The organism is Polynucleobacter wuianus (assembly GCF_001659725.1).
GTDB classification, from domain to species: domain Bacteria; phylum Pseudomonadota; class Gammaproteobacteria; order Burkholderiales; family Burkholderiaceae; genus Polynucleobacter; species Polynucleobacter wuianus.
Genome location: NZ_CP015922.1, coordinates 1,303,532 through 1,329,719 on the forward strand (window position 1 = coordinate 1,303,532; position 26,188 = coordinate 1,329,719).

At 46.0% G+C, this 26,188-nt stretch carries 25 protein-coding genes; 13 read left to right on the top strand and 12 right to left on the bottom strand.

Annotated features, from left to right (window positions below; translation table 11 throughout):
- Positions 1-10 precede the first annotated feature (10 nt).
- From A8O14_RS06745 to A8O14_RS06760, 4 genes are all read left to right on the top strand, one after another.
- A complete protein-coding gene (locus A8O14_RS06745; RefSeq protein WP_068948803.1) occupies positions 11-895 on the top strand; it encodes an FAS1-like dehydratase domain-containing protein in 885 nt (294 codons plus the stop codon).
- Positions 896-931: 36 nt separating this feature from the next.
- Positions 932-2,308 carry an MmgE/PrpD family protein gene (locus A8O14_RS06750; protein ID WP_068948804.1) on the top strand — a complete coding sequence of 459 codons (1,377 nt, stop codon included), beginning with the start codon at positions 932-934 and terminating at the stop codon, positions 2,306-2,308.
- Positions 2,309-2,325: 17 nt separating this feature from the next.
- The gene (locus A8O14_RS06755; RefSeq protein WP_068948805.1) at positions 2,326-3,171 is read left to right on the top strand and encodes an HpcH/HpaI aldolase/citrate lyase family protein; all 846 of its coding nucleotides are present in this window, start codon (positions 2,326-2,328) and stop codon (positions 3,169-3,171) included.
- A 96-nt stretch (positions 3,172-3,267) separates the two neighbouring features.
- Positions 3,268-4,257 (top strand): tripartite tricarboxylate transporter substrate binding protein BugD, encoded by a 990-nt coding sequence (locus tag A8O14_RS06760; protein WP_068948806.1) that lies wholly within the window; start codon positions 3,268-3,270, stop codon positions 4,255-4,257.
- Positions 4,258-4,330: 73 nt separating this feature from the next.
- On the opposite strand, the gene A8O14_RS06765 is transcribed toward A8O14_RS06760, so the two are convergent.
- The 5 genes from A8O14_RS06765 to A8O14_RS06785 form a co-directional block, all read right to left on the bottom strand.
- On the bottom strand, positions 4,331-4,699 hold the full coding sequence (locus A8O14_RS06765) for a Rap1a/Tai family immunity protein (RefSeq protein ID WP_068948807.1): 369 nt from the start codon (positions 4,697-4,699) through the stop codon (positions 4,331-4,333).
- A gap of 21 nt (positions 4,700-4,720) precedes the next feature.
- Positions 4,721-6,004 carry a DUF3300 domain-containing protein gene (locus tag A8O14_RS11975; RefSeq protein ID WP_068948808.1) on the bottom strand — a complete coding sequence of 428 codons (1,284 nt, stop codon included), beginning with the start codon at positions 6,002-6,004 and terminating at the stop codon, positions 4,721-4,723.
- A gap of 75 nt (positions 6,005-6,079) precedes the next feature.
- Entirely contained in the window at positions 6,080-6,700 is a 621-nt protein-coding gene (locus A8O14_RS06775; RefSeq protein ID WP_068948809.1) for a hypothetical protein, read from the bottom strand.
- Positions 6,700-7,974 carry a sialidase family protein gene (locus A8O14_RS06780; RefSeq protein ID WP_228385050.1) on the bottom strand — a complete coding sequence of 425 codons (1,275 nt, stop codon included), beginning with the start codon at positions 7,972-7,974 and terminating at the stop codon, positions 6,700-6,702. The genes A8O14_RS06775 and A8O14_RS06780 overlap by 1 nt, the downstream gene beginning before the upstream one ends.
- Positions 7,965-9,686 (bottom strand): ArnT family glycosyltransferase, encoded by a 1,722-nt coding sequence (locus tag A8O14_RS06785; protein WP_068948810.1) that lies wholly within the window; start codon positions 9,684-9,686, stop codon positions 7,965-7,967. Before A8O14_RS06785 ends, A8O14_RS06780 begins: the two co-directional genes overlap by 10 nt.
- A 192-nt stretch (positions 9,687-9,878) precedes the next feature.
- On the opposite strand from A8O14_RS06785, the gene A8O14_RS06790 reads away from it, so the two are divergent.
- The 3 genes from A8O14_RS06790 (at position 9,879) to A8O14_RS06800 (ending at position 12,061) form a co-directional block, all read left to right on the top strand.
- Positions 9,879-10,208, top strand: a complete 330-nt coding sequence (locus A8O14_RS06790; RefSeq protein ID WP_082913129.1) for a c-type cytochrome — start codon at positions 9,879-9,881, stop codon at positions 10,206-10,208.
- A 13-nt stretch (positions 10,209-10,221) separates the two neighbouring features.
- Positions 10,222-11,496: an NAD(P)/FAD-dependent oxidoreductase gene (locus A8O14_RS06795; protein WP_068948812.1), complete on the top strand. Its 1,275-nt coding sequence runs from the start codon at positions 10,222-10,224 to the stop codon at positions 11,494-11,496.
- A 106-nt stretch (positions 11,497-11,602) separates the two neighbouring features.
- Positions 11,603-12,061 (top strand): phosphate-starvation-inducible protein PsiE, encoded by a 459-nt coding sequence (locus A8O14_RS06800; RefSeq protein WP_099092305.1) that lies wholly within the window; start codon positions 11,603-11,605, stop codon positions 12,059-12,061.
- Positions 12,062-12,065: 4 nt separating this feature from the next.
- Here the strand turns inward: A8O14_RS06800 and A8O14_RS06805 are convergent, their stop codons facing one another.
- Positions 12,066-13,478, bottom strand: coding sequence for a TAXI family TRAP transporter solute-binding subunit (locus A8O14_RS06805; protein WP_068948813.1), 1,413 nt, complete (start codon positions 13,476-13,478; stop codon positions 12,066-12,068).
- Between the two features lie 79 nt (positions 13,479-13,557).
- Between A8O14_RS06805 and A8O14_RS06810 the strand changes: the two genes are divergently transcribed.
- Positions 13,558-14,259 carry a pirin family protein gene (locus A8O14_RS06810; protein WP_068949760.1) on the top strand — a complete coding sequence of 234 codons (702 nt, stop codon included), beginning with the start codon at positions 13,558-13,560 and terminating at the stop codon, positions 14,257-14,259.
- Between the two features lie 22 nt (positions 14,260-14,281).
- Here A8O14_RS06810 and A8O14_RS06815 read toward each other — a convergent pair whose 3' ends face one another.
- Genes A8O14_RS06815 through A8O14_RS06830 form a run of 4 tightly spaced genes read right to left on the bottom strand, consistent with a single transcriptional unit; the run spans position 14,282 to position 18,018 of the window.
- Positions 14,282-15,265 (bottom strand): Bug family tripartite tricarboxylate transporter substrate binding protein, encoded by a 984-nt coding sequence (locus tag A8O14_RS06815; protein WP_082913130.1) that lies wholly within the window; start codon positions 15,263-15,265, stop codon positions 14,282-14,284.
- A gap of 30 nt (positions 15,266-15,295) precedes the next feature.
- On the bottom strand, positions 15,296-16,345 hold the full coding sequence (locus tag A8O14_RS06820; RefSeq protein WP_068948814.1) for an Ldh family oxidoreductase: 1,050 nt from the start codon (positions 16,343-16,345) through the stop codon (positions 15,296-15,298).
- 4 nt (positions 16,346-16,349) lie between these two features.
- Positions 16,350-17,180 carry a GntR family transcriptional regulator gene (locus tag A8O14_RS06825; RefSeq protein ID WP_082913131.1) on the bottom strand — a complete coding sequence of 277 codons (831 nt, stop codon included), beginning with the start codon at positions 17,178-17,180 and terminating at the stop codon, positions 16,350-16,352.
- Positions 17,086-18,018, bottom strand: coding sequence for an SMP-30/gluconolactonase/LRE family protein (locus tag A8O14_RS06830; RefSeq protein ID WP_068948816.1), 933 nt, complete (start codon positions 18,016-18,018; stop codon positions 17,086-17,088). The genes A8O14_RS06825 and A8O14_RS06830 overlap by 95 nt, the downstream gene beginning before the upstream one ends.
- 142 nt (positions 18,019-18,160) lie before the next feature.
- Between A8O14_RS06830 and A8O14_RS06835 the strand changes: the two genes are divergently transcribed.
- A complete protein-coding gene (locus tag A8O14_RS06835; protein WP_068948817.1) occupies positions 18,161-19,096 on the top strand; it encodes a 3-hydroxyacyl-CoA dehydrogenase family protein in 936 nt (311 codons plus the stop codon).
- On the opposite strand, the gene A8O14_RS06840 is transcribed toward A8O14_RS06835, so the two are convergent.
- A complete protein-coding gene (locus tag A8O14_RS06840; RefSeq protein ID WP_068948818.1) occupies positions 19,083-20,228 on the bottom strand; it encodes a mandelate racemase/muconate lactonizing enzyme family protein in 1,146 nt (381 codons plus the stop codon). The two genes, A8O14_RS06835 and A8O14_RS06840, sit on opposite strands and share 14 nt — an antisense overlap.
- 64 nt (positions 20,229-20,292) lie before the next feature.
- Here A8O14_RS06840 and A8O14_RS06845 point away from each other — a divergent pair, with 64 nt between their 5' ends.
- The 4 genes from A8O14_RS06845 (at position 20,293) to A8O14_RS06860 (ending at position 24,188) form a co-directional block, all read left to right on the top strand.
- Positions 20,293-21,255, top strand: a complete 963-nt coding sequence (locus A8O14_RS06845) for a Bug family tripartite tricarboxylate transporter substrate binding protein (protein ID WP_068948819.1) — start codon at positions 20,293-20,295, stop codon at positions 21,253-21,255.
- 26 nt (positions 21,256-21,281) lie between these two features.
- Entirely contained in the window at positions 21,282-22,829 is a 1,548-nt protein-coding gene (locus A8O14_RS06850) for a UxaA family hydrolase (RefSeq protein WP_068948820.1), read from the top strand.
- Positions 22,830-22,891: 62 nt separating this feature from the next.
- The gene (locus A8O14_RS06855; protein ID WP_068948821.1) at positions 22,892-23,872 is read left to right on the top strand and encodes a DnaJ C-terminal domain-containing protein; all 981 of its coding nucleotides are present in this window, start codon (positions 22,892-22,894) and stop codon (positions 23,870-23,872) included.
- Between the two features lie 4 nt (positions 23,873-23,876).
- A complete protein-coding gene (locus tag A8O14_RS06860) occupies positions 23,877-24,188 on the top strand; it encodes a chaperone modulator CbpM (protein WP_068948822.1) in 312 nt (103 codons plus the stop codon).
- Between the two features lie 7 nt (positions 24,189-24,195).
- Here A8O14_RS06860 and A8O14_RS06865 read toward each other — a convergent pair whose 3' ends face one another.
- Complete coding sequence (locus tag A8O14_RS06865) at positions 24,196-26,112, bottom strand: ATP-binding cassette domain-containing protein (RefSeq protein ID WP_068948823.1); 1,917 nt, start codon at positions 26,110-26,112, stop codon at positions 24,196-24,198.
- Positions 26,113-26,188: the final 76 nt, after the last annotated feature.

Sequence of the window (26,188 nt, forward strand, 5' to 3'; positions counted from 1 at the left end):
GATTGGCATAATGGAAGTTATGCGAATCGAACCTCAAACCATTACCCATCTTCAAGAGTGGCTCGGCAAAACCGAGACCCTTACCGACACTATTACTGCTGCACCGGTACGTGCTTTATCGGCAACTTTAGATAGGCCCGATCCCGAACCTGTCAAAGGCACTTTCTTGCCTGAACTCTGGCACTGGCTATATTTCCTGCCCCATGCACGTCAATCCGAAATCGGTCCTGACGGTCACCCCAAGCGTGGCGGCTTCTTGCCACCAGTACCACTACCTCGCCGTATGTGGGCCGGCAGTCGTATTCAATGGCTAGAGCCTCTGAGTGTTGGTGATGAAATCAAACGCGTTTCTAAGATTGCATCCGTTACTCACAAATCGGGACGCACTGGCGACTTGATTTTTGTTTTAGTCAAACATGAGATTACCAATCAAAAAGGTTTGGCTATCATTGAAGAGCATGACATCGTGTATCGCGATGCGCCTGGCCCCGATGACAAACCTGTGGCACCAACACCAGCGCCTACTGATGCCAGGTGGAGCAAAACCATCACACCAGATGATGTGCTTTTATTTCGCTACTCAGCTTTAACCTTTAATGGTCATCGCATTCATTACGATCGCAAATATGTGACAGAGGTTGAGGGCTATCCAGGCCTCATCGTTCATGGACCCTTGATTGCCACGCTCTTAGTTGATCTTGTACGCCAGAGTATTCCAGGTTGTAAGTTGAAGAGCTTTGAGTTCCGGGCCATACGCCCTACTTTTGATATCAATATCTTCAAAGTGAGTGCTAAGCCAGATTTAGAAAAAGATCCTTCTGGAAAAACGATTGCAATTTGGGCTCAAGATCATGAAGGCTGGCTCACCATGCTAGCGACTGCAGTGCTCGCCTGATGAATTGAAAAACTAAAAAAATAGAGACAATACAAAATGACGACTGAACATTTATCACGTGAGCTTGCTAGTTTTGCCGCGAATCTGAAGATCGCTGATATTCCAAGTGAGGTTATCAGTCGCGCAGAAGATCTTTTAGTGGATTGGTTTGGCTCTGCGATTGCAGGCAAAGGATCGCGCCCAGTTGAAACGATTACTCAGTTTGCTCAAAACATGAGTGGTTTTGATGCTACTCACGCTGGCCCTTCTGAAATTCTCATCACCCGTAAGACCTCAAGCCCTTTATTAGCTGCGATGGCTAATGCTGCTGCGTCCCACGTTGCAGAACAAGATGATGTGCATAACGGCTCGGTCTTTCATCCCGCAACGGTCGTATTTCCTCCAGCTTTAGCCTGCGCTCAAGCGATTGGTACCTCTGGCGAAGATTTGCTGGTTGCCGCTGTAGCAGGTTATGAAGTTGGTATTCGGGTTGGTGAATTTTTGGGTCGCTCGCACTACAAGGTGTTTCATACCACCGGCACTGCGGGTACGATTGCAGCGGCTGCTAGCGTTGGACGTTTACTCAAACTGAACCCTGAGCAGATGTTGCATGCCTTTGGCTCAGCAGGAACACAATCAGCCGGTCTTTGGGAATTTTTGCGTGATGCTGCAGACTCCAAGCAATTACATACTGCGCATGCTGCTTCTACCGGTTTAATGTCTGCCTATATTGCGCACGCTGGCTTTACTGGAGCACAACACATCCTAGAGGGCAAGCAAGGTTTGGCCGCAGGCATGTCAAGCGACGCAGATCCAAGCAAGTTAGTTGATCGTCTAGGCACTCGCTGGGCTTTGGCCGAGACGAGCTTTAAATATCACGCCTCTTGTCGTCACACCCATCCCGCTGCTGATGCGCTATTACAAGTAATGCTAGCCAACAAACTCAAACCTAGCGATATCGCTAAAGTAGAAACTTTGGTTCACCAAGGTGCGATTGATGTCTTAGGTCCAGTCACTGACCCTGCTACGGTTCATCAATCGAAGTTCTCGATGGGTACAGTCTTGGCTTTGATTGCTCACTATCAGTTCGCTGGCTTGCAAGAATTCGATGAACATTTTCATGACGATACAGTTTGCCTGTTTAGAGATCGCGTCACCATGACGCTCGACCCTGAAGTTGATGGCGCTTATCCACAACGTTGGATTGGGAAGGTTAAAGTGCACTTAAATAATGGTCAGATCCTAGATGGCCGCGTGGATGAACCTAAGGGCGACCCCGGCAATACCCTCTCTCGTACAGAAATTACAGATAAAGCTATGCGCCTAGCCGCCTTCAGCGGCGGTGCCAGCCCCACAGAGATGAGCAAAGCAATTGATCTCTTGTGGAATGTCCGCAAACAAGCCAAGATAGGCTCTTTATTACCCAGCAATTAAAGCTGTAACCCCCAAATATGAATCCACTTGATACCCCATTAGTTTTTAGCTCTAACTTTTTATTCGTACCTGGCACTCGCCCTGATCGCTTTGTCAAGGCACTCGCTAGCGGTGCTAACGGTGTGGTGTTGGATTTAGAGGATGCGGTTGCAGAAGAAGATAAAGAGGCGGCACGTAATGCCATTCGTACTGCCTGGCCTCAGTTCTCCGCCGAGCAGAAGCAACGCTTAGTTATCAGAAGCAATTCTCCGGGGACTAAGTTTTACTCTGCTGATTTAATACTGGCGCAGGAATTACAAGTGGGCTGCCTACTCATTCCCAAGAGTGAATCGCTTGATCAAATTAATGGCGCTGCGCTGATTCTGCCCAAGACTGCAATCATTCCGATGATCGAAACTGCAATTGGTCTTGATCACCTTCGAGAAATTGCTAACTCGAATCAAGTACTTCGCCTAGCACTTGGCAATTTGGACTTGCAAGCAGACCTTGGGATGATTTGTGATGAACAAGAAACAGAATTGCAGACCGCTCGCTATCAGATCGTTTTAGCCTCTCGTTTAGCCCAAATTGCCCCTCCTATTGATGGGGTTACGCCTTCAACTGATGACCTGCTTCGCATTACGAATGATGCTGAACGCGCCAAGCGCATGGGCTTTGGTGCGAAGCTCTGTATCCATCCAAAGCAAGTGGCTATTGTGAAGGCTTCCTTTATGCCCACTGAGGAAGAAATTGAGTGGGCGCAAAGAGTAATAGAAGCAGATCGTGCCTCAAAAGGGGGCGCAGTTAAACTCGACGGTAGGATGATTGATCGTCCAGTAGTGCTATTAGCCAAAAGGACGCTAGCGCTTGCTGGTAAACACTAATCTAATACCAAGATCATTTTTATCAAAAAATGGCAAAATGATCCCCAGTAAAGCAGTACTTAAAATGCTTTTAACAACTAATACTCGAGACTAACCATGAAATTACGTAAATCGCTATTCGCTGGTTTCTTTGCAATCGCTGCCTCAACATTGCTCGCTGGCAATACATTGGCTGCAGATGTTTATCCAAATAAACCAGTCACCTTAGTCGTACCTTTCGCTGCAGGCGGCCCAACTGATGCAGTTGCGCGTCTGATTGCAGTCCCAATGGGTAAAGAATTAGGCCAAACCGTGATTGTTGAAAATACGGTTGGTGCTGGTGGCACTATCGCCGCAACTCGTGTAGCTCGCTCTGCACCTGATGGCTACATGATCTTTATTCACCATATGGGCATGGCTACTGCGCCGGCTTTATACAAAAAATTGAACTTTGATCCAATGAAGGATTTTGAATACATTGGCCAAGTAGTTGATGTGCCAATGGTACTCTTGGGTCGCAAAAATTTCCCGCCTAACAACTTCAAAGAATTAGAGGCTTATATCAAAGCTAATAAAGATAAAGTTACATTGGCAAACGCTGGTCCTGGCGCAGTGTCTCAGTTGTGCGGTCTCTTATTCATGTCTCGTGAAGGTGTTGAATTGACAACCGTTCCTTACAAAGGAACTGGCCCTGCTTTGACTGATTTGCTCGGCGGACAGGTTGACTTGCTTTGCGATCAGACCACACAAACCGTTCCTTATATTAAAGATGGTTTGGTTAAGGCCTATGGCGTAACTACTCCAAAACGTTTACCAGCATTACCAAACATCCCAACTTTAGATGAGCAAGGCTTAAAAGGTTTTGAAGTCAAAGTTTGGCATGGCATGTATGTTTCTAAAGGAACCCCTCCAGCAGTTGTCAACAAGATTAATAAGGCACTGAACGTTGCACTGAATGATCCCGAAGTGAAAGCACGCTTGGCAGAATCGAATATTGAAATTGTTCCACCAGCCAAGAGAACTCCAAAAGGACTACAGGATCATCTTGATGCTGAAATCAATAAATGGGGTCCAGTGATTCGTAAAGCTGGAGCTTACGCAGACTAATGCACTAATCAGTCTCTAGCTTCAATTAAAAAAACCAGCTTCGGCTGGTTTTTTTAATTGGGTATCCGGCTAATTACTTACAAGGATAGTTCTGAGTAAAGAAGCGCATTAATGACTTAGCTGCTTGATCTTTATTCAATTGAGGATTTGATTTGGTCCAGGCCAAGAACTTTTGCAATACCTCATTGCGAGTCTCGGTCTTATTTGCAAAGCATATAGCTGGCTTAGCATTTATAGCGCGATTGGCCAAGTACTGTTGGTACACCCCCTCGCCAAAGCCAAAACAAAAACTGCGACCCTCGATGTCATCGGGATTTTTGCAGAGCTCAACAAATGCAGCAGTGCTAGCATCATCAGCAGGAAGGTCTTTCTGCGCAAATGCACTTGGCGCAAAGGAAAGAATGGACACAATAAATAAGAATGTTGCTGGTAATGTTTTCATAATTCTCTTCTCTTAAAAAGGTTAACGCCTAAAGCCGCTCATATGACCACCACCAAAGCCGCCCATATGCCCGCCCCCACCTCCGTTAAATCCACTCATATGACCTCCGCCGCCAAATCCACCACCCCCACCGAATCCACCCATATGGCCACCACCAAAGCCACGTGAGCGATCTTGGTCGCTGTCAAAGCGAGCCTGATCACGCAATGCGTTTTCTTGGGCAGCCTCACGGTAAACATTCGGGTCAGATCGATCCATCTGAGCATCATTACGCGCTTCTTGATTTAGGCGCGCTGCTTGATCTCTTTCTTGAGGGGTGGCATCTTTTTGAAAGGCATTATTAGCTCGCTGAGCATCAAGGCGGGCAGCTTGCCTGTCCTGTGGCGTGGCATTATTTTTCCAGTCATTCAATAAGCGCTGTTGATTGACAACACTGGCTGGACCAATAATAGCGCGGGAAGGTATACGTCCAGATGGGTTGATGGTTGTAGAGTTGATCGTGCCGTTATTCCAATTGGGGTAGGTCCAAAAATCATCGCCGATCATAAAGCCCAGACCAAAATCCATGAATCCCCAAGCTGGATCATAGACAGGATATGGCGGGTAATCAGGATATGGCCATGGACCATAAACCACTGTAGGGTTATAACTTGGTATGTAAACCACTTTGGTGTTAGCAGGGGCAATCAAGATATTGCCGTTGGCATCAGTGGTGACAGTGATTTCTTTATTCGACTTCAGTGCTCCAGCTTGAATGGCTTTTTTTCTTAAATCTTGTACCGCCTTCATCGTGTCTGCAACTTGGAGCTTATAAGCATTACCCAAGTTTTGAGTCCACTGTAATTTACTGCCCATCATGTTGAAAGCTTTTGGAAACGATATCAAGGATTTAACACTATCGTTCCACGATTGTGTCTTCAGTGCATTCTGCAGGGCATCGCCCTTCAAGGAAGCATTGCTATTACGCCAGTTATAGGCTTCTGCTACTTCCAGTGGATAGGTAGAAGCCAACAACATCAGCGAGAGCAAAGAATCTGGATAAAGTGCTATAGGAGAAACCAATGACTGCAATTGCGCGGCAGAAATGGTTTGTGGACCTGCGTTATAGCTTGGGTCTTCAGTGTAGCCAGGGATACCATATCCCCCGCTTTGCGTATAAGCCTGAGGGTAGTAACCGCTTTGTTGATATGGCCCTGGATTCATGACGCAGCCATTGAGAAGAGATCCAAAAGCGATCACCACCAGTGCCGGCAGTCTGCTTTGCTTGATCAATGCGGTAATACTTCCTCGGCTTACCTGTTTCATATCTACCTCAGTATTGCTCAATATCAATAACTCATTTGATTCACCCTACTTTACTACCTTGGGTATGAGTGCGAATTAACCCGGCCTAAATAAATAGCCAGAGCGCGCTTTCTCTTTACGCTTTTCAAGAAACAATCCAAGCAATGAAAAAATCACCCAGATTGCCAAGAGTGGATCCAATAGATAATCCCAAAGATTGGCAGACTCATGCCAATGCACTCCCCAAGCAATAATAGCAAGACCCAAAATCCAAGTCCCCTTACTCCAGCTTGCTAGACCACAGACCGCTGCAAACAATAGTACTGAGATCAAGAACATCGTAGAGCCATAACCCCAAGCGTATGGATCGAGCATTCCCAAACCTAGGGCCAAGGGATAAAAACCCATGGCAACGATTGCCACACTCAATTTAAATGCGGCGGGTACATGCTTATGATTTGGCATCAAAGTTCCCCATAGTAAGAGGGTAGTCACAATACTCAGATCACCAATAACACCGCGAACATAAGCTGCTAGCGGCAACTCCAGCGAAATACCTAAAGGCCAGAAAAAGAGATTGGCCAGTACTAGTAACAAAATAACTTTTGCAAGCAACGGAAATGCTTGTTGAGAAATTTTTTGCATCGCCCAAATCAACACGAAAGCGCAAGTAATCGACATTTCCGCCAAGGCAATATTCTGCAGAAGATGATTCATTATTGAGCCTCCTTCACTTCAGAGCTTGCTTCATTATTAGATTGCGTTGGTAATTGCTTATAAGCCCTTGAAAGCCATGTATTTGAGAAATAGACATGTCGAATCTTTTTACGATCCCAGGTGTAGACCAAGTGCGCATCATTGCCATTTTCGCTGATGAGAAAAGGATATGAAAATTCTTTACGCTGCTCATCTGCTAAAGCTTCATCATTCTCTAACACCTCGACCACATGCCATTGCCCCAACTTGGGATTACTCATCATTAGAACTAGGCGATGACGCCCTGCTTCAATATTATTTAGGGCTAATAGATGGGTTCCGTTTTTCAGAGTTAAGCCCGCAACCGCAGAATTCGGATTAGCAATCTCTAGGTCCGCAGCAGCTTGCCAAGATTGGCCTGCATTTTGAGTATGACTAATAGGGATGTGCTTTGGCTGCCCTGCACTTCTCGTCTGACGGAAATAGGCAGTAGCATCTTGAGGCTCATTCACAAAGATAACTGGCTGAATCGCGCTACGACCTGAACTCATGCGGCGCTTATCGATCACCTGCGTGCCGTCTAACCTCAAAAACTCACCAAAGCGACCAATCCATTCGTGATACGCAGGCAAGCCCAGACGTCCATCTGCAAAAACAATAGCTGGCGACTTTACCAATGTGCTTAAGTTGATGAGGGGTGAAGTAATCAAGCGTTCTGGTCGCCCCCAAGTAAAGCCATCGTCTTCTGAAATCATAGTGGAGATAGAGCTCCCTGCCCAGCCACCAATCGATACCGTAACAAAGAACAATTGCAGGCGACCATCAGCCATACGCGCAGGAACAGGATTGCCTAGTTTTGCAATGTAGCGCGATAAACCTTTTTGTGCGCCAACTCGGTCAATCACTACTGAAGGTGATGACCAAGTATTGGTTTTGGAATCAAAGACTGCAGTGTTAATAACAACATCAGCAGCACCCTCTCTACTACCCGCAAACCAAAATGCACAAATACCGCCATCCTTTAGAGTAATCAGCGAAGCAGCATGGACCGAAGGCGCGCCTGTATCGGGGAGCCAATCAGCTCGTGGGCCAGAAACTGAAGGCTGCCCAGACACTTTAGCTTTTACTGCAGCAACATTTGCTGGCTTGGTTTCTGGCGTGACTTCTTCGGGCTCTACTACTGCAAGTTCATTACTAGCAAATGGCGCCCATACAGGGCGACTGTCGATATGAATAAAGCCAACTACGGCAGCAAGCAGTAAAAAACATAGGGCAATCACACGACTCATCTGCATACATCCTTCACATTCAACAACTCAGTACTCAATACTGGTGTGGCAATTAAATATTCTGTTACGAACAGATACTCGCCAATATGGCCAAGCAGCATGGCTTTAATTTCTTCATCAGAATGGCGCGCCCGCATTTCCATTCTCTGGCCAAGGATCAAGCAAGAATCACAGATCGCAGGAGCAGATCCCAAAGGAGCATGCACCGCTACCAATGGATAAGTCTTAGTGAGGCTTTCACTATTCCCAGCATCCTTTGCAAGATAACCATGTAGCTGAGCGCCTGGTAAGAGCAAGCGATATTCTTCATCTTTTGCACGATAGTCACATGGAATCCAAACATCTTTTCCCTGCACTTGCGCAATGGTCTGCGCAGAAAATCGACCTAAGTTTCCCTCTAAAGGACCAAGGCTGCTAGTGAGAGCGCAATAGACCAAGAAACATCCCATCAATGCAAGAGTCTTGCACTGACTTTTCTTGATCAGGCCAATCAAGACGACGATCAAGGCGATAGCCATCAATCCCCAATGAGTCGGACTATAGGACCACGATCCCGCATCACCCATAAAAAGCGAAGTTTGCAGATTGATGCCAAGCCATAACAATATTGAGAGGACTAGGCCCTGCAAAAGCAAAGCAATTCGGAATCCCCAAAAAGGCAAACGCTCCCAATGCAGTGCAATAAGCGCTGCAAATGCCGGCATCACTGGCAGAAGATAGCGGCCAGAGCGTTGACTTGGCAAACTAAAAACGACTAAGAATGCACCAATTAGCAATAAGAGCAAAACCTCCTCCACCGACAAGAAGCGACGCTCGCGCCAGCATTGCATCAAAGTGGAGAGCAATACAAAAGTGGATAGGCCAGCATTTGTAACTGTTGTGAGTAGTAATATCCAAATACTGTCACCTCCACGCACAAAATCCATAAAGTAATTAGAACTCCGGGCAGCAAACTTGCCAGCATTCTCCCCCAGCACAAACTCTCTCCAGACCGCTTCTGGCTGGGGATCGAGCACAAACCATAGGCCAAATACTCCTAAAGCCAATACGCCAATCAAGATCAGCTTATAAAGATCTCGTATAAGCGTTTGAGGAATACTCCATTGCCGCCAATGCCAGTAATACAAACCCAGCGCTAGAGTAGCGGGAACAATATAGGCAAATGATTTTGCAAAAAGCGCTAAGCCAAAGCAGATACCAGCTAACACCGGAAAGAGCAGTTTAGATTCAAAAGCAGACTTGCCCCAATACAGCAGCGCAAAAAATGGCAAGCTCAACCAGAATACTTCGGGTGGGTCAGTTAAAAACGGGCGCCCGTAGCGATAGCTTGCAAAAAACGAGAGCCAAACAAATGCTGCTAAGAATCCAGTTTGGGTTTTGCCACTAAAGCGACGAACTGCTAAAAATAAGAAAAATGCAGTGAGTCCTGTATAGAGAACACTCGGCCAACGCAAGTTTTCCAAGCTCCATTGACTGGCCCAACTGGTACTGGCAATTCCTTGCCAAAAAATTAGTGGTGGCTTAGTGTTTTTAATCCCATCCATTTGAGATTGGAGCGGCAGCCAACTACCTGCATCGGCCGTCATTCGCACGATATGCATGTAGGGGTACTCATCTCCATTTTTAGGAGCAAAACGACTATCTAAACCATAGAGATAGGTAAATACCGCCAAAACTAGGGTTAGGAGTGCATACCGAAGAGGAAATGAGCCACGCATGCCTATAGTTTATAGGCTTACAGCTCTTGCCTATAGAAAAGCTGAGCTATTTACTTTTGGGTATGAGCTTATGAAAAATCCCTATGGGATGAACATCCCTTTTTAGTAATTTCTTGGTTAAGATAGCCTAAGAAAAACATTTATGCGCCACCGTATTCATGGCGCATTCCACTAGAGCGGAGATCCATTTCCATGCGAGTCAATCGAATGAAGTCAGTTTTTGCAGCAGGCATCTTTTTTAGTCTTTCTGCCCTAACTTCTATTAGCCAAGCCCAATCCGATACCACCAAGCTCTATCACCGAGGGCTAGCTGCAACCTGTGCCAATTGCCATGGAACCGATGGTAAAGGTGTTGTTGATGGTGGCATGCCTCTCATCAACAACCTCACTAGCGAACAAATGCTGACTCAACTGAAAGCATTTAAATCTGGGGCACGTGAAGGTACCATCATGCCGCAGTTAGCCAAAGGCTATTCTGACGAGCAACTCGAAATCATCGCCAATCAACTTGGCCAGAAATAATTAGGAGATCACCATGGATCGTCGACACTTTATCGGCCAAAGTACAGCAGCTATTGGCTTGCTCGCAGGCTTCTCAGGTCAGTCACGTGCCAATTTACAAAAAGCAGAAGTTCTAGTTATTGGCGGCGGCTATGGCGGCGCGACAGCAGCTAAATATCTGCGCCTATTTTCGAATAACACCGCCAAGGTAACCTTAATAGAGCCTAATGCTTCTTTTATTTCTTGCCCACTATCGAACTTGGTGGTGGGTGGTTCACGCACCCTAGCTGAGCTCACTAGTCCTTATGACAATCTGAGCAAACGTCATGGTGTCAAAATTATTCAAGATAGCGTGATCGGAATTGATCCAGATAAAAAAACAGTCAAGCTCGCCTCTGGCAAAAAACTACCGTATGACAAAGTGATTGTGTCACCCGGCGTGAGTCTACTGATGAATAGTATTGAAGGACTCGCACAAGCAAACAAAGCGGGAGTCACCTTGCAAGCTTGGAAGGCTGGAGCAGAAACGGTGGCTCTGCATAAGCAGTTAGCAGGTATGCGTGATGGCGGTACCTTTGCTATTAGCATTCCTGAAGCCCCCTATCGCTGCCCTCCCGGGCCTTATGAACGTGCCTGCCAAGTGGCTAGCTATTTCAAGCAAAACAAACCAAAGTCCAAGGTGCTCATTCTCGATGCGAATCAAGATGTCACCTCTAAAGGCGCCCTATTCAAAAAAGTCTGGGCTGAGCAATACCCTGGCATGGTGGAATATCTACCCAAACACAATGTCACCGCAGTAGATGCGAAAACCAAGACCATGAAGTTTGAAATACAAGACGACATGAAGGCAGATGTTTTAAATTTACTACCCGCTATGAGTGCCGGTGAAATCGCTGTCAATACGGGTCTTGCGAACTCCAATGGACGCTGGGTGAATGTGAACTTCCTCAACTTTGAATCCACCGCCCAAAAAGATATCCATGCATTAGGTGACTCCATTCAAGTGGCTTATGCTATGCCTAAATCAGGACATATGGCTAACCAACACGCTAAGGTTGCAGCGGCAGCCATTGTTGCTGAACTTAGTGATTGGGAAGTTAATCCTGCTCCAGTGTTAACTAATACCTGCTACAGCTTTGTGAATGCCAAAGAAGTGGTCCACGTTGCAAGCGTGCATCAATACATCGCTGCTGAAAAAACCTTTAAGCCAGTTCCGGGTTCTGGAGGTCTTTCTCCTGGGCCAACCACCCTTGAGGGGGTCTATGCTTGGGGATGGGCCCACAACATCTGGGCCGATACGCTTGGTTGACCCAGGTCAACACTTACAAAAAAAGGGGCTCATTAGCCTCTTTTTTTCTTTCTTTTTCTCATTTGAGAAATATACTGAGACCCATAAATAGAACGATGGAGGCTTTATGAATATGACCCCTACCTCACCAAAAGATGCAACCAAGCTAGAAGCTGCCATTGAAAAATGGACCGTGCCGATTGGCAACCTCTTTGTCTCGCTGTTTCATCGGATCGCTTTGTTTGGCATTGGTGCGGCAACCGTCTGGTCAGCAGCAGTGGCCTTTCTAGGAATGGTCAGCAAAGGCTCCGCTTCCATTGAAGACTTATTGCTATTGTTTATCTATTTAGAAATCGGCGCGATGGTGGGCATTTATTTCAAGACCAATCATATGCCCGTTCGCTTCTTGATCTATGTAGCCATTACAGCAGTAACTCGCTTAATCATCGATTTAGTCAATACCAAACATGAAGCTGACATGGCGATTCTGTTTATGGGTATTACGATTTTGATCTTGGCGCTAGCTAATGCCGTTGTGCGTTACGCCTCTTTCAAATTCCCTAGCAGACACAGCGATAACGAATAGCTAGCTATAGATCAGGATCAACACCAGCATCATATTGATAGGGGTGAACACCCCTATTTAGGCAATTACGCACGTAATCAATACTCGTTCGCAAGGAATAGTAATCGCCAGCTAATCGTTTGGATACTGTGACATTTAGAGCCTGATATTCCAAGAGATCCAATCTTTTTAGATACTCATCCCGCTTCGCGTGATCATAGTTGGTTAGCAGGTCTTGCTCAAAAGTCTTGAGCTCCCCATACAGACGATTAATTTTGTTATACATCCGTCTGGTTCTAAAGCTTGGCAGTGCTTGTAATGCTGGATAGGCCAGTACGCAGAATGGCAACAGCACAAAGATCAGTCTGCTAATGAACTCTGCTAGCCAAAATGGAAAGTAGGTCGAGATAAGCGGATATCGATTTTTCTCGTAATGAACCGCCACAGGACTTTCTGGCAATAGAGAATCTTTAAAAGATGGAAACTCCCCTCTCTTTGTAAAGAAGGATTCCCTACCGTTGATTTCCCTAGCTGCCTCTAAGAATAGGAACTGAATAGCTGGATGCATGCGGTCATCAATCAACAGATTCGTTGTGGTCGCGACCAATTTCAAATCTTCACTTGGAAAGTTACGCTCCAAGCCGAAGGACCCTTCAGGAACTTTGAGGATTTGCAGGTAAGGGATGATCTTAGTAAAGGCCTCAGCACGCTTAAAGGTCACTAGATGCATTTTTGGATCTGCGAGTAATGTTTGAATATTCGGCGCCTCGTAAGAATCCACGATAAAGGCGCCGTCAATCTCACCCTTCTTGAGAGCTTCAACCGCCCGCTCTCCTGGCAAGTTGAGAAATTGGAGATTGGTTCGATCCAATCCTGTAGCCTTCAAAATTTGCGTCGACTGCGCATGCGTTCCACTACCTTCAATACCAATTGAAATCTTGCGATTGGCAAAAAATTTAGAGTGCCCACGCACTACCTCAAAATCGCTGTACTGAACCTCTGGCCCGGTATAGAAAAACCAGATCGGATCGTAACCAATCGCACCCAACGATTGAATACCACTCACACTTTTAGGATGTGCAACTCCAGCCTGAACAAACGCTGCTTGCACTGGATCATCACGATCACTCAGACGGGAGAGATTTTCTTGTGCGCCATTGGTTGGCGTCAACTCCAATATGACGCCTTTCTTAGCAAAGAACTCTGCATACTTCTTACCCAATACTTCATACGATCCGCCAGGTGAGCCAGTAGCCATCAGAACATGTCTTGGTGGAGGTGGATCTGCATACCACCAAATTCCCATCAAGACCATGAGCAAGAAAAGGAGTAGCGGCCACGCCTCTTGTAAAAATTGAGTAAAGTCAGACCACTTCTCCTGAGCAGTCTCAGAAAGACCTAAGAATGTTTCTTGAACGCTCTGTTTGAAGCTTGCCATACGCTACCAATTAACCAATATCGTAAAAGCTTATGATAATGTCCTTATTGCCATTACATGGAAATTAATCCCATTAGATATGCAGATACTCAGAAAATCCCAAGATAGGGGCTATGCAGACCACGGCTGGCTCAAAAGCTTTCATTCCTTTTCTTTTGCGGGATATCACGACCCCCGATTTATGGGCTGGGGTAATTTGAGGGTCATTAATGAAGATCGCGTTGCTCCTGGTATGGGCTTTGGCAAGCATGGCCACCGTAACATGGAAATTATTAGCTATGTTTTAACAGGTGAGTTGGCGCATGAAGACAGCATGGGGAACGTTAAAGGCATCCCTCCGGGAGATGTTCAGCGTATGAGCGCTGGCACTGGCGTAATGCATAGTGAATTTAATCATGCAAAAGATCAGACCACCCACTTTTTGCAAATCTGGATTGAGCCTAATGTTTTAGAAGTGGCGCCTAGCTATGAACAAAAAACTATTCCGCAAGCAAACAAAGAGGGAAAGCTGTGCTTGGTAGCATCCTCTAACGGTGAAGATGGTTCTGTTTCCATTTCAGCTGATGCCAAAATGTACTCAGGTCTTTTTGATGGCGCCCAATCTGCACGGCTCACTTTAGATCCAAGCCGTAAAGCCTACGTACACTTAATTCGTGGATCACTCGATGTGAATGGCGAGATACTAAGCGGTGGAGATGCCTTACTCATTCACGGTGAAAATCAAATAAGCCTCTCCAATGGAAAAAGTGCTGAGGTCTTGGTATTTGATCTCAGCGCTTAATGGTTTAGTAAGCAGATTGGATTTAATCTAGCTTAATCTTCGCTTTTTCAATCACTACTTTCCAGCGAGCAATATCTGAGAAATACAAATCAGAGAATTGCTGAGTATTCATTGGCGCAATTTGTACACCAGCCTTCTGAAAGCGATCTTTCATCTCTGGCGTTTCTAAGATCTTCAAAACAGCGTTATTTAACTCCTTAATGATTGCTTGTGGCGTTCCAGCTGGCACAAATACACCTTGCCACAAAGCCATCTCATAACCCTTGACCCCAGACTCTTGAATAGTTACCAATTCTGGTGCGCCACTGAAGCGATTTTTACTTGTAACAGCCAATGCCCTTGCTTTATCGCCTTTATATAAAGGTAGGCCGACAGGCATGCCAGCAAAATAAAAATCAATCTGACCGCCAACTAAGTCTGTTGCTGCTGGTGATCCACCTTTGTACGGAATATGAATCGCCTGCAAGCCGGTAGTCGCAAGAAACAACTCGCCAGCCATGTGATCAGAGTTGCCAATACCAGAAGAGCCAAAACTTAACTTACCTGGGTCTGCTTTGAGCATGGCAATCAAATCGGCTACGCTCTTTGCGGGCGAATTGTTATTCACAATCAAGATGTGAGGAGTCGCCGCCACACCAACTACTGGCAGTAAATCTTTTTGACCATTAAAGGGTAATTTTGGATTAGCTGCCACATTAATTGCCAAGCCATTTTGTGCAAACAAAATGGTGTAACCATCAGGCGTGCTTTTAGCTACTGCATCTGCTGCCAAGCTACCTGCTGCACCCCCACGATTTTCAACAATAATCGGCTGCTTTAAAGCAAGGCTAAGATCATTGGCAATCATTCTGCCAACAATATCAGTCGAGCTTCCAGGTGCATAGCCAATCATCATCTTGATAGGCTTTTCAGGATAGGCGGCTACAGCTGAACCAACGAATACTGGAATCACAGCCGGTAGTACTACTGCGCTTATTACTATGTTTTTTATTAGTTTTTTAAACATATTGCCTCCTCCAGTAATTTTTTAAATGCTTTATAAGCTTAAGGCAGGGATGCCGCACTCTTTGGCACAGGTATTTAATGCATCTAACAGCTCAGGTGAAACTGGAATGCCTTTATGAATTCTCTCTGCCATGGTTTTTGCTGCCCCTTCACCCGGCACTCGAATTTCTTTGACACCCGGTAAGGTTGATGAATTCTTCAAATCCTTTACCAAAGCAACTACTCTCGCTACAAATTCGTCCTTGTTACCAAAAGCACTTGGATCGACCGCAATAATAGTTTGCCCAGTATTGGTTACCAAGTCATGGTGTGCATTGAAATCAATCGTTCCCTTGCCAACCGCTGCATTGTTTAAGGCACCAGCCAGAAGACCAATCATCACTGCTAGGCCATAGCCTTTGTAACCACCAATAGGTAATAGAGAACCTTCGGCAGATTTTTTGGGATCTGTGATTGGCTTACCTTGACGATCAATCATCCAATCATCTGGAATAGACTCCCCCTTTTGGGCAGCTACTTTCACTTTTCCATAGGCCGCAACTGTTGTGGCGATATCTAAAAGTACTGTAGGGCCGTCACCAGCTGGAACAGCAATAGCAATCGGGTTGGTTGATAATAATAAATCGATACCGCCCCATGGCGCCATATGGTTCGCATTACCTACTGCCATATAGATTCCGATATATCCCTGCTCTGCTAGCTTGCGAACATACACAGATGCTGCACCAGAATGATTTCCATAGTGACTGCCGATCCAACATACACTGTGCTGTTTTACTTTTTCTATCGCAAGATCAACCGCCCTGTTCATCACCAAGTGACCTAAGGCGTTATCACCATTAATCAGTGCAGTTGCGCCCCGCTCACGCTCGATATGAATATTGGGATGCAAGTTAACGCCGCCTGCTCGGATCCTCTTGAGATAGGCGGGTAAACGAAAAATACCATGGCCATCAGCACCTACTAGATCAGACTTCACCATTAGGTTTGCAATGATGTCTGCATCTCCTGCAGGAACTTTCTCGGCTTGAAGTGCACTGGAAATAAAGCGCTCAGCGTCAGCGATGGATAAATATTGCATGATGCTAGGCCTCTGAGCTCGCTTTAAATTCCATGCTGTAGACGTATTTATTTTCTGGATGATGCGTGACTGTCACTTCAAATAACTTATCTTGATCATCAAAGTAACGACGAATAATCACTAGACAGGATGTATCAGGCTTGATGTGAAGTTTTTCAGCGATTGCTGGTGACGCCACAGCGGCATAGACATCAACCTCCGCCCTCTCGATTCTTGCGCCATATTTTTTTTCAATTTGCTCGTACACCATCACCTGAGTATGCTCTGGATCTTTAGTCAGCGAAGCAAACTGGGGCAGGATATAAATATCGGTCCAGGCAATGACCTCTTCTGCCTGTTGACGCTTACGAATACCGCCAATGTGATACCAAGAAGATCCGATCGGCGCCCCGACAATCTGACTAAGAGGTTTATCGAGCTCGATAAACTCTTCCACTAAGTTTTCACGATAGGTATCACGTGAGTAACTCAGAATATCAATCGGCGAGTTATAGCTTTGTGTGAAGCGGCGTAGGCGCTGCCGTGATACAACTTTTGTAGGCGCGCCTTGATGGCGATAAATCAGACCATTCGCTTCTAGAATTTGGAGCGCGTGTCGCAAGGTGTGGCGACTAGACTCAAAATCTCGGCAAAGATCCGTCTCAGCAGGCAAGACGGATCCCACCGGCCAATCACCATTATAAATACGCTGCTCTAGCGTATTCGCTAGAGTTTTGTATAACGGTAATCGCTCAGTCAACTTAGGAAAGCCCAAACATTTTTTTACCAGCAACTGGCACGCGGGCCTTGAGAATGTCGCCAGATAAAGATTCGGTGATGTAGAGATCTTTTCCATCAGCACCGCCAAAGCACATATTAGCTAAATGATGATGGTGTGGATTCTCAGAGTAGATCAAGTGCGTTGGCAACATGTTGTTATCGAATCTCCAGATGCCAATTCCAAGGTGGCATACCAACAGGCCGTTTTCAGAGTCCATCTCGATACCATCTGGACCAGCAACGCCACCAGTCAACTGCACCGCTACACCAGTCTTAGATACTGAACCGTCGGCCATCAAAGGCAATCTCCAGATCTGCTGAGATCTAGTAGCTGCAACAAATACATGCTTTTCTTGAGTGTTCAAGGTAATCCCATTTGGACTTGGTACGTTGAGTGCCAAGCGATCAAGCTGACCGTTAGCGCGCAATCTAAATACGCGGCCAGTTGGATCGGCGATGCCTGTTTGTCCTTGGTCTGTGAAATACAAATCGCCATTAGAAGCAAAATGTAGATCGTTCAAACCCTTGAAGTTTTCGCTATACATTGAACCCAAGATGGTTTCGATTTTTCCGGTCTTTGGATCCAATGCGAGTAGACCTGCTTTGTAGTCGCAAATAAAGGCACGGCCATCTTTATGAAACTTCATGCCGTTTGGCCAACCATCGTACTGAGTAATCAATTCCCACTCACCTTTGGTATCAATGCGGAAAATGCGACCAAATGGAATGTCTACAAACCATAAATTGCCTTCGCGATCAAAAGAGGGGCCTTCTAAGAAGCACTCTACTTCTGCGCCCTGACGATTGGGATCGGACCAGCCTGTGCGGGATTTCTTACGAAACTTCTCTGGCATGGTCGAAAAAACTTCGGTCTTGATTTTTTCAACCGGCTGGAAAGGGTTATGCATGGTCATTGGGAAGTCTCCTGAGATAAGTTATACGGATAAGTAAGTTTTATTATTTAACTATTAAACCATAAATAATGCTAACCTTACGCATCTATTGATCAGAATCGATCAAACCCAATTGATTACTTAACCGTATAGGTTTAAAAATATGAAATCTGTAGCTGTTATCGGAACCGGAATTATGGGTGCTGGCATTGCGGCTGGCTTTATTGCCCAAAACATCCCCGTAGTTATTTTGGGCAGATCCAAAGAAAAGGCTGAAGCCTGCTTAGATAAAGCCATCACCCTGGCAAAGAAAATTGGCGTGGTTGGAGACAATGCCACCAAAGAAGAAGCTGACATTAAGAAGCAGCAATTCGTTGGAGTCATGGAAGAGTGGCAGAGCTGGGATCAATGCTCCTGGGTGATTGAGACCGTAGCCGAGAACTTAGAACTCAAACAAAAGGTATTTCAATACCTGGATCAAGTTGTACCAGCAGACATTCCTATTGGTAGCAATAGCTCTGGTTTCCCGATCAGTAAGATTGTAGAAGGACTCACGACCGCCAACCGCATGATGGGCGCCCACTACTTCATGCCTGCAGAGGTCGTGCCATTGGTTGAGATCGTCATGGGACAAAAGACAGAACTGAAATACGCCGAGCAAGCTTGCGAGCTTTATAGAGCCATTGATAAGAAACCCGTTCTAGTAAAGAAGGATATCCCTGGATTTTTAGCAAACCGTATTCAGCACGCTCTGATGAGAGAGGCCCTCTCCCTCGTACAGGAGGGTATCGCTACCCCAGCAGATATTGATGATGCAGTTAGATATAGCTTTGGCTTTCGCTATGCAGCCGTTGGTCCGATGACTCAAAAAGAGATCTCGGGTTGGGACGGCATGGCTAATGCTGCTAAAGAGATTTATCCGTCGCTATCGAATATCACCTCCCTGCCCCCTAAGGTAGTTCAGTTAATGGCTGATGGAAAAACAGGTATGAAAGCAGGCGAAGGTTTTCGGAAGTGGACACCAGAAGAAATCAAAACAGTTTCGGACTCCTACTCCCGCAGATTGAAAGCTGCTTTTGATGTACTTAATATTGAATAATTGAGTAACCTTGGGCTACAGCATCCTTCACACGAGCCAGATTTGGCGTAACTCCAACACCAGTAGTGTTGAGTTGCTCAATATCAAGATGGCCACGCTTTGCGCTTAATGGGCGATCGCAAATATCAAAGCGCAGATATTGATTTGACATGCTAAATCCCCAAGGCACTTCTCCGATTGCAAAACCGATGGATGCTGTTGCAGCTCCCGCTAGCGAAGTTTCGGCAACCTTACACGCGAGATTGAGTTTGAGATTATTACTGCGCAACAGTTGTGCGCAATTCCAAGCCTCCAATACCCCACCCGTCTTGATTAACTTGAGACTAGCGCCATCAAGCGCCTTGGCTACTCTAAATTCATCTATTTCATCTGAGCCATGGATAGATTCATCTAAACCAATTGGAATTGGTGAGCGCTGCTTGAGTAAAACAAAATCCGCTAAAGCAGAATCCGCATGGATTAACTGCTCTGCAAAAGCGAGTGTACCGGCCTGCTTAGAAGTACAAAAACCTATCGCATCATCTAGAGACATCGCGCCATTAGCATCTACAGAAATCACATCACCCTCTAGTAGGTCTGAAAGAACCTGGACTCGATGCAGATCCTCCTCTACAGAGAGTGAGCCAATCTTAATTTTCCAATGCCGAAATCCTGCTTCACGAAAGAATTTGGCATCAGCCACTTCTTTTTCTAGAGTGCCGCCCAACATGCGCAGCAAGGGAAGCTTGCCAGGCTCTGGTAAATCTTCACTAGCCCCTAGTGATCGCAAGTATTTCCACAAAGCAATCGAATTTTTTTGTGTATATAGATCTAGCAACGCCATTTGTAGACAAGATTTTGCTGATGGGTTGCCATATAAAATCGCATCACACGCTTTCGAAAAATGCTTGGGATCGCTCCACTCCATCTTGCAAGCTTTTTCCACCAAATACTTCACACTGGCTAGTAGGCTGTCCAGTGTTTCACCAGTCATAAGTGGTGCAGCGGATGCTTCACCCCAGCCTTGGTGGCCTTCATCATCAGTTAAACAAAGCAATACTGTTTTGGCGTCGACAATCTGCTCTTTGGCCATCTTGATTGGCTCAATGAGTGGTATGGATAGGGGGAAGATTGTCGCCTGAGTGATTTTCATTTTTTATAAAGCATTTAAAACAAGATCTTATAAGAATAAATATTAGGAATACGGAGAACATTACATGAGAAAAATCTTTTTGGCATTGTCGCTGGTCAGTATTGGCTTTGCTACCACTGTGCAAGCTCAGAGCTACCCAACGCAACCCATCAAATTGATAGTTCCTTTTGCTGCAGGCGGCCCTTCTGATGTTTTAGCTAGAGGCTTTACACCCAAGCTTGGTGAAAATCTTGGTCAGCCCATCATTATTGAAAATAAACCTGGTGCAGGTGCCAACCTCGCTGCTGAATACGTAGCCAACTCTAAACCTGATGGCTACACCCTCTTTCTGATGATGGTAGGCACTCAGGCCATTAATGAAACCCTATACAAGAAGCTGAATTACAACCTCATCAAAGACTTTTCACCAGTATCCTTAGTAGCCTCTTCATCCCTGCTCTTTGTTGCTAATCCTTCTGCACCTTTTAAAACAATTCCCGAGTTGGTTGCATACGCTAAAGCCAATCCAAACAAAGTAAGCTTTGGCTCTTCTGGTGCTGGAACGCCATTACACCTCGGTGGCGAACTATTTAATACTCAAGCTGGGACAGATATCCTGCACGTACCCTATAAAGGCGCCGCTCCAGCATTAACGGATGTGCTTGGGGGTCAAATTGAAACTGCTTTAGTAGGAACTCCCGCTGCACTGCCCTATGTCCGCTCTGGCAAATTGGTGCCGCTTGGCATCACTAGCCTAAAGCGCTCTCCGAGTGCGCCAGAGATCCCAGCAATCTCAGAGTACTACCCTAAATTTGAAGTAGAACTCGTGTATGCCATTGTTGCCCCAGCAAAGACACCTAAGGCAGTTATTGATAAACTCAACTCACAACTAAATACGGTTTTAAATAATCCAGAGATCAAAGCACAGATCAATAGCAAAGGCTTTGAAATTGTTACTAGCACCCCTTCTCAATTAGGGGACTACATTAAGTCAGAGGTTTCTAAATGGGCTCCCATTGTGAAAAAGTCTGGCGCTACTCCTGAATAATCAAACTCTCTATTTGAAAGAAATCCATGATTGAAATTTCCGAAAAACGCCTGATTGGCCCGATCATTCGCCTACACCCCAACGACAATATCGTTGTTGCTCGCATTGATATTGCTATTGGTACCGAAGTGCCCAGCGAGAACTTTACTAGCCGTAGCCAAGTGCCTGCTGGCTACAAAATTGCTGCTAAGAAGATTCTCAAAGGTGAGCCAATTCTCAAATACAACGTTACTGTAGGTTTTGCTAACGTCGATATCGAGCCAGGCACGATGGTGCATAGCCACAATACCGAGTTTCGTGAATTCGATCGTGACTATGCTTATGCAAGCGAGTTCAAGCCAACTCAACTGTTGCCTGAGTCAGAGCGTGCAACATTTCAAGGTTATGTGAGACCCAATGGCAAAGTAGGTACTCGTAATTTTATCGGCATTCTCTCTACCGTGAATTGTTCAGCAACCGTTGTCAACAAGATCGCTGATTGGTTTACGCCAGAGAGATTAAAAGACTATCCCAACGTGGATGGAGTAGTTGCGTTCAGTCACGATATCGGTTGCGGCATGGAAATGAGTGGTGAGCCGATGCAATTACTACGCCGTACAATGGCAGGGTATGCACGTCACCCTAACCTCGCAGCCGCATTGATTGTAGGCTTGGGCTGTGAGCGCAATCAACTCAAAGGCTTGATGGAGCAAGAAGATCTCAAAGAAGGCTCTAATTTGCACACCTTCATCATGCAAGAGTCTGGTGGCACTAGAAAAACGATTGAAGCAGGCATTGAGGCTGTTAAAGCGCTCCTGCCAGAAGCTAACAAAGCTAAACGGGAAACTGTTTCTGCAAGTCATTTAACAGTGGGCTTGCAATGTGGTGGCTCAGATGGCTTTTCATCTATCACCGCTAATCCAGCCTTAGGTGCAGCGATTGATATTCTGTCGCGTCATGGTGGTACCGGAATTTTGTCTGAGACTCCAGAGATCTATGGTGTTGAACATACACTTACCCGCCGTGCTGCTAGTCAAGCAGTTGGTGAAAAACTCATCAAACGTATACGCTGGTGGAAAGATGAGTACTCCGTAGGCCGAGATGTTCAAATCAACGGACAAGTCAGTCCTGGAAACCAAATTGGTGGCCTTGCGAATATTTTTGAGAAGTCCTTGGGTTCTTCGATGAAAGGTGGCACAGGCCCATTAATGGAAGTTTATAGATATGCAGAGCCTGTGAATACCAAAGGCTTTGTATTTATGGACACACCTGGATTTGACCCCGTTTCCGCAACCGGGCAAATTGCTGGCGGTGCAAATCTCATTGCCTTCACAACAGGTCGTGGCTCCATGTTTGGTTCCAAGCCTGCTCCCTGCATCAAGTTAGCTACCAATACCCCGATGTATCAGCGTCTGACTGAGGATATGGACATCAACTGTGGCGAGATTCTGGATGGCATCGTCTCCGTTCAGGAGATGGGGCAACGTATTTTTGAGTTATTCCTCAAAACTGCCTCTGGAGAGCCTTCCAAGAGCGAGCTTTTGGGCTTGGGTGACTACGAATTTGTGCCTTGGCAAATTGGTGTGATGAGCTAATACGCCTGTAGAATTAATCCTTAGGGTATTGATGATGAATGCTTAAGGATTAATACAGGCTTATGAAATTTAGGGATTACTACGAAACCCTCGGTGTTGCCCGTTCGGCTACCGAGGCAGAAATTAAAGCAGCTTATCGCAAGCTTGCCCGCAAATATCACCCAGATGTCAATAAAGAAGCTGGTGCTGAAGAACAGTTCAAAGAGATTGGTGAAGCCTATGCAGTACTAAAAGATACTGAGAAGCGTGCTGCATACGATCGCTTTGGTGCGAACTGGAAAAACGGTCAAGACTTTACTCCCCCTCCGAATTGGAATGAAGGTTTTGAATATTCTGATGGTGGATATGGTGGTGGCCATCCTGGATATGGTGGCGGCTTCGAAGGTGATCAAAGCGAATTCTTTGAATCCCTTTTTGGTAGAGGCAAGCATCGTCAAGGTGGACGTGGTAGCCAAACTCGTCAGGGCATGAACTTCAAAGGCCAAGATCATCACGCCAAAATTTTGATTGATCTTGCCGATGCCTATAACGGCGCTAAGCGTACGATTTCACTACACATGCCAACACAAGACGCGAGTGGTCATGTCACCACGCAAGAGCGTAAGCTAGATGTCAGCATTCCAAAAGGGATTAAAGCTGGCCAAAATCTCAGACTCTCTGGTCAGGGTGGCCCCGGGATTGGTCAAGGGCCAGCGGGCGATCTTTATTTAGAAATTGACTTTCACTCCAACCCTATCTATCGCGTTGATGGCAAAGATATATTCATTGATATTCCATTAGCACCTTGGGAAGCGGCCTTGGGAACCACAGTCAATGTTCCCACCCCTGCGGGCTCTACTTTAGAACTCAAGATTCCTGCAGGCACTGTAGCCGGTCGCAAGATGCGACTCAAGGGTAAAGGTATACCAAGCACTGATCCTGGTGATCTCTATGTTGTGCCAACCATTACCCTACCGCCTGCAGATACGGATGCCCATAAACAGGCTTATCAAGCTTTTGAGAAGTCTTTTGATTTCAACCCCAGAACCCACTTGAAGGGATGATGCGATGAACCAAACTAATATCACCTGGATTGAAGGTAGCGTTGTTGAAAACGAAGTGCACATGAGTATTGTGGAACTTTCGCATGCTTCACGCACTCCAGAAGAAATGATCATGTCATGGGTAACCGAGGGGGTACTGAGCCCTAGTGGATCATCACCACAAGACTGGCGCTTTGGTGGTGATTCTCTGCGAAGAGCTAAGACAGCTGCGCACCTCGCTCATGATTTAGAGCTCAACGTTCCCGGCGTGGCTCTTGCCTTGGATCTTCTCGATGAGATTGCCGAACTACGCGCACGCCTTAAGCGTGGCGAGTAAGGTTTAATTAAGGCTCGGAGCGGCTTAAGAGCTGCTCCCAGCGCTGTAATTTATGTTCAAGCTGTTCAGTAATTTCACTTAAGCGCGCCTGCATACTAGCAGCCAACTCAGGTTCATTTTTATAGAGATCAGGATTGCTCATAGCGATACCAATATCGGCCTGCTCCGCTTCAAGCTCCTCAATTTGCAAAGGTAAGGCCTCAAGCTCTTGGCGCTCTTTACCATTGAGTTTTTGCACCCCACTCTTAGCCACCGGCTTAACTTCAGCTATCGGCTCAGCCTTGACTTCCGCTTTAGGGGCCAACTTTTGATTAGAGTTTGCGGCACGAATTTTGTCTGAGCGGGCTTTTTGAATCTTCCAATCTTCATAGCCACCTTCATACTCACGCCAGAAACCGTCACCTTCATTGGCGATGATGCTAGTGACAACGTTATCTAAGAAGTAACGGTCATGGCTAACCAAGAAAACCGTACCTTTATAGTCTTGCAGCAACTGCTCTAGCAAATCCAAGGTATCAATATCCAAGTCATTGGTTGGCTCATCCAATACCAAGACGTTTGCAGGACGCGCAAACAAGCGAGCCAGCAAAAGACGATTCCGCTCTCCACCAGATAAAGTGCTTACTGGTGAATTCGTTCTCTCAGGCGCAAATAAAAAATCACTCAAGTAACTCTTAACGTGCTTTTTATTGCCATTGATTTCAATCCACTCACTGCCTGGACTGATGTAATCTTCAAGGGATGCATTCAGATCAAGACCTTCACGCATCTGATCAAAGTAAGCCACCTCAATACGGGTACCCATCGTGGCCGTACCAGAGTCTGGTGCAATCGTTCCCAAGATGAGCTTGAGTAAAGTAGTTTTTCCTGCGCCATTCGGGCCAAGCAAGCCAACCTTATCGCCACGCAATATGGTTGCCGTAAAGTCTTTCACAATCGGCCTGCCGTAAGACTTACTGACATTTTCAAGTTCCGCCACGATCTTGCCACTGCGATCTCCAGCGGATACCGCCAACTTCACCTGACCCATAGCATCTCTGCGCTCAGCACGACTGGTACGAAGCTTTTCAAGACGAGCGATGCGGGCAACACTCCGTGTTCGACGTGCCTCCACCCCCTTGCGTATCCAAACCTCTTCTTGTGCCAGCAATTTATCGGCTCTTGCATTGGCCAGAGACTCTGCGTTGAGCTCTTGCTCTTTAAGCACTTCGTATTGCGTAAAGTTTCCTGGGTAGCTACGCAAGATGCCGCGATCAAGTTCCACAATCTGGGTGCAAACGTTATCCAAGAAGGCTCGATCATGGGTAATCAAAATAACTGAGCCTTGGTATTCCTTAAGAAGCTCTTCTAACCATGCAATGGAATTCAAATCTAAATGGTTAGTTGGCTCATCCAATAAAAGAACATCAGGCATCTCTACTAAAGCACGAGCCAAAGCGACGCGCTTTTTAGTACCACCGGACAAATTACTAATCTTTTGCTCAGAATCAAGATGTAAGCGGTCTAATGTTTCATGAACTCGCTGTTCCCAATTCCAGCCACTTAAAGCTTCTAGTTTGGATTGCACTTCATCTAGTCGAAGATGTGCGTCATCATCCCACTCGCCTACGCTCAGAGCCTCATACTCCTCTCGCAGTGCCTTGGCTTCAGCTACACCCTTCGATACCGCCTCAAATACAGTTTCCTCAGCCTCAAAAATAGGTTCCTGGGGAACATAGGAGATGCGCAAGCCCTGTTGGTATTGCAGTAGGCCATCATCCATTTTTTCAATGCCAGCCAAGATCTTCAATAAGGAAGACTTGCCAGTGCCATTGCGGCCAATTAAGCCAACACGCTCACCAGATTCGAGTGAAAAAGCGGTGTTTGCGAGGAGGTCAACATGGCCGAAAGCCAGTTTTGCATCAGTAAGTACGATTAAAGCCATGGCGACATTATCGTCACTTCGGTAAAACAGGAGATTTTTTCACTCTTACCCTTGATTTCTGCGAGACTAACGATAA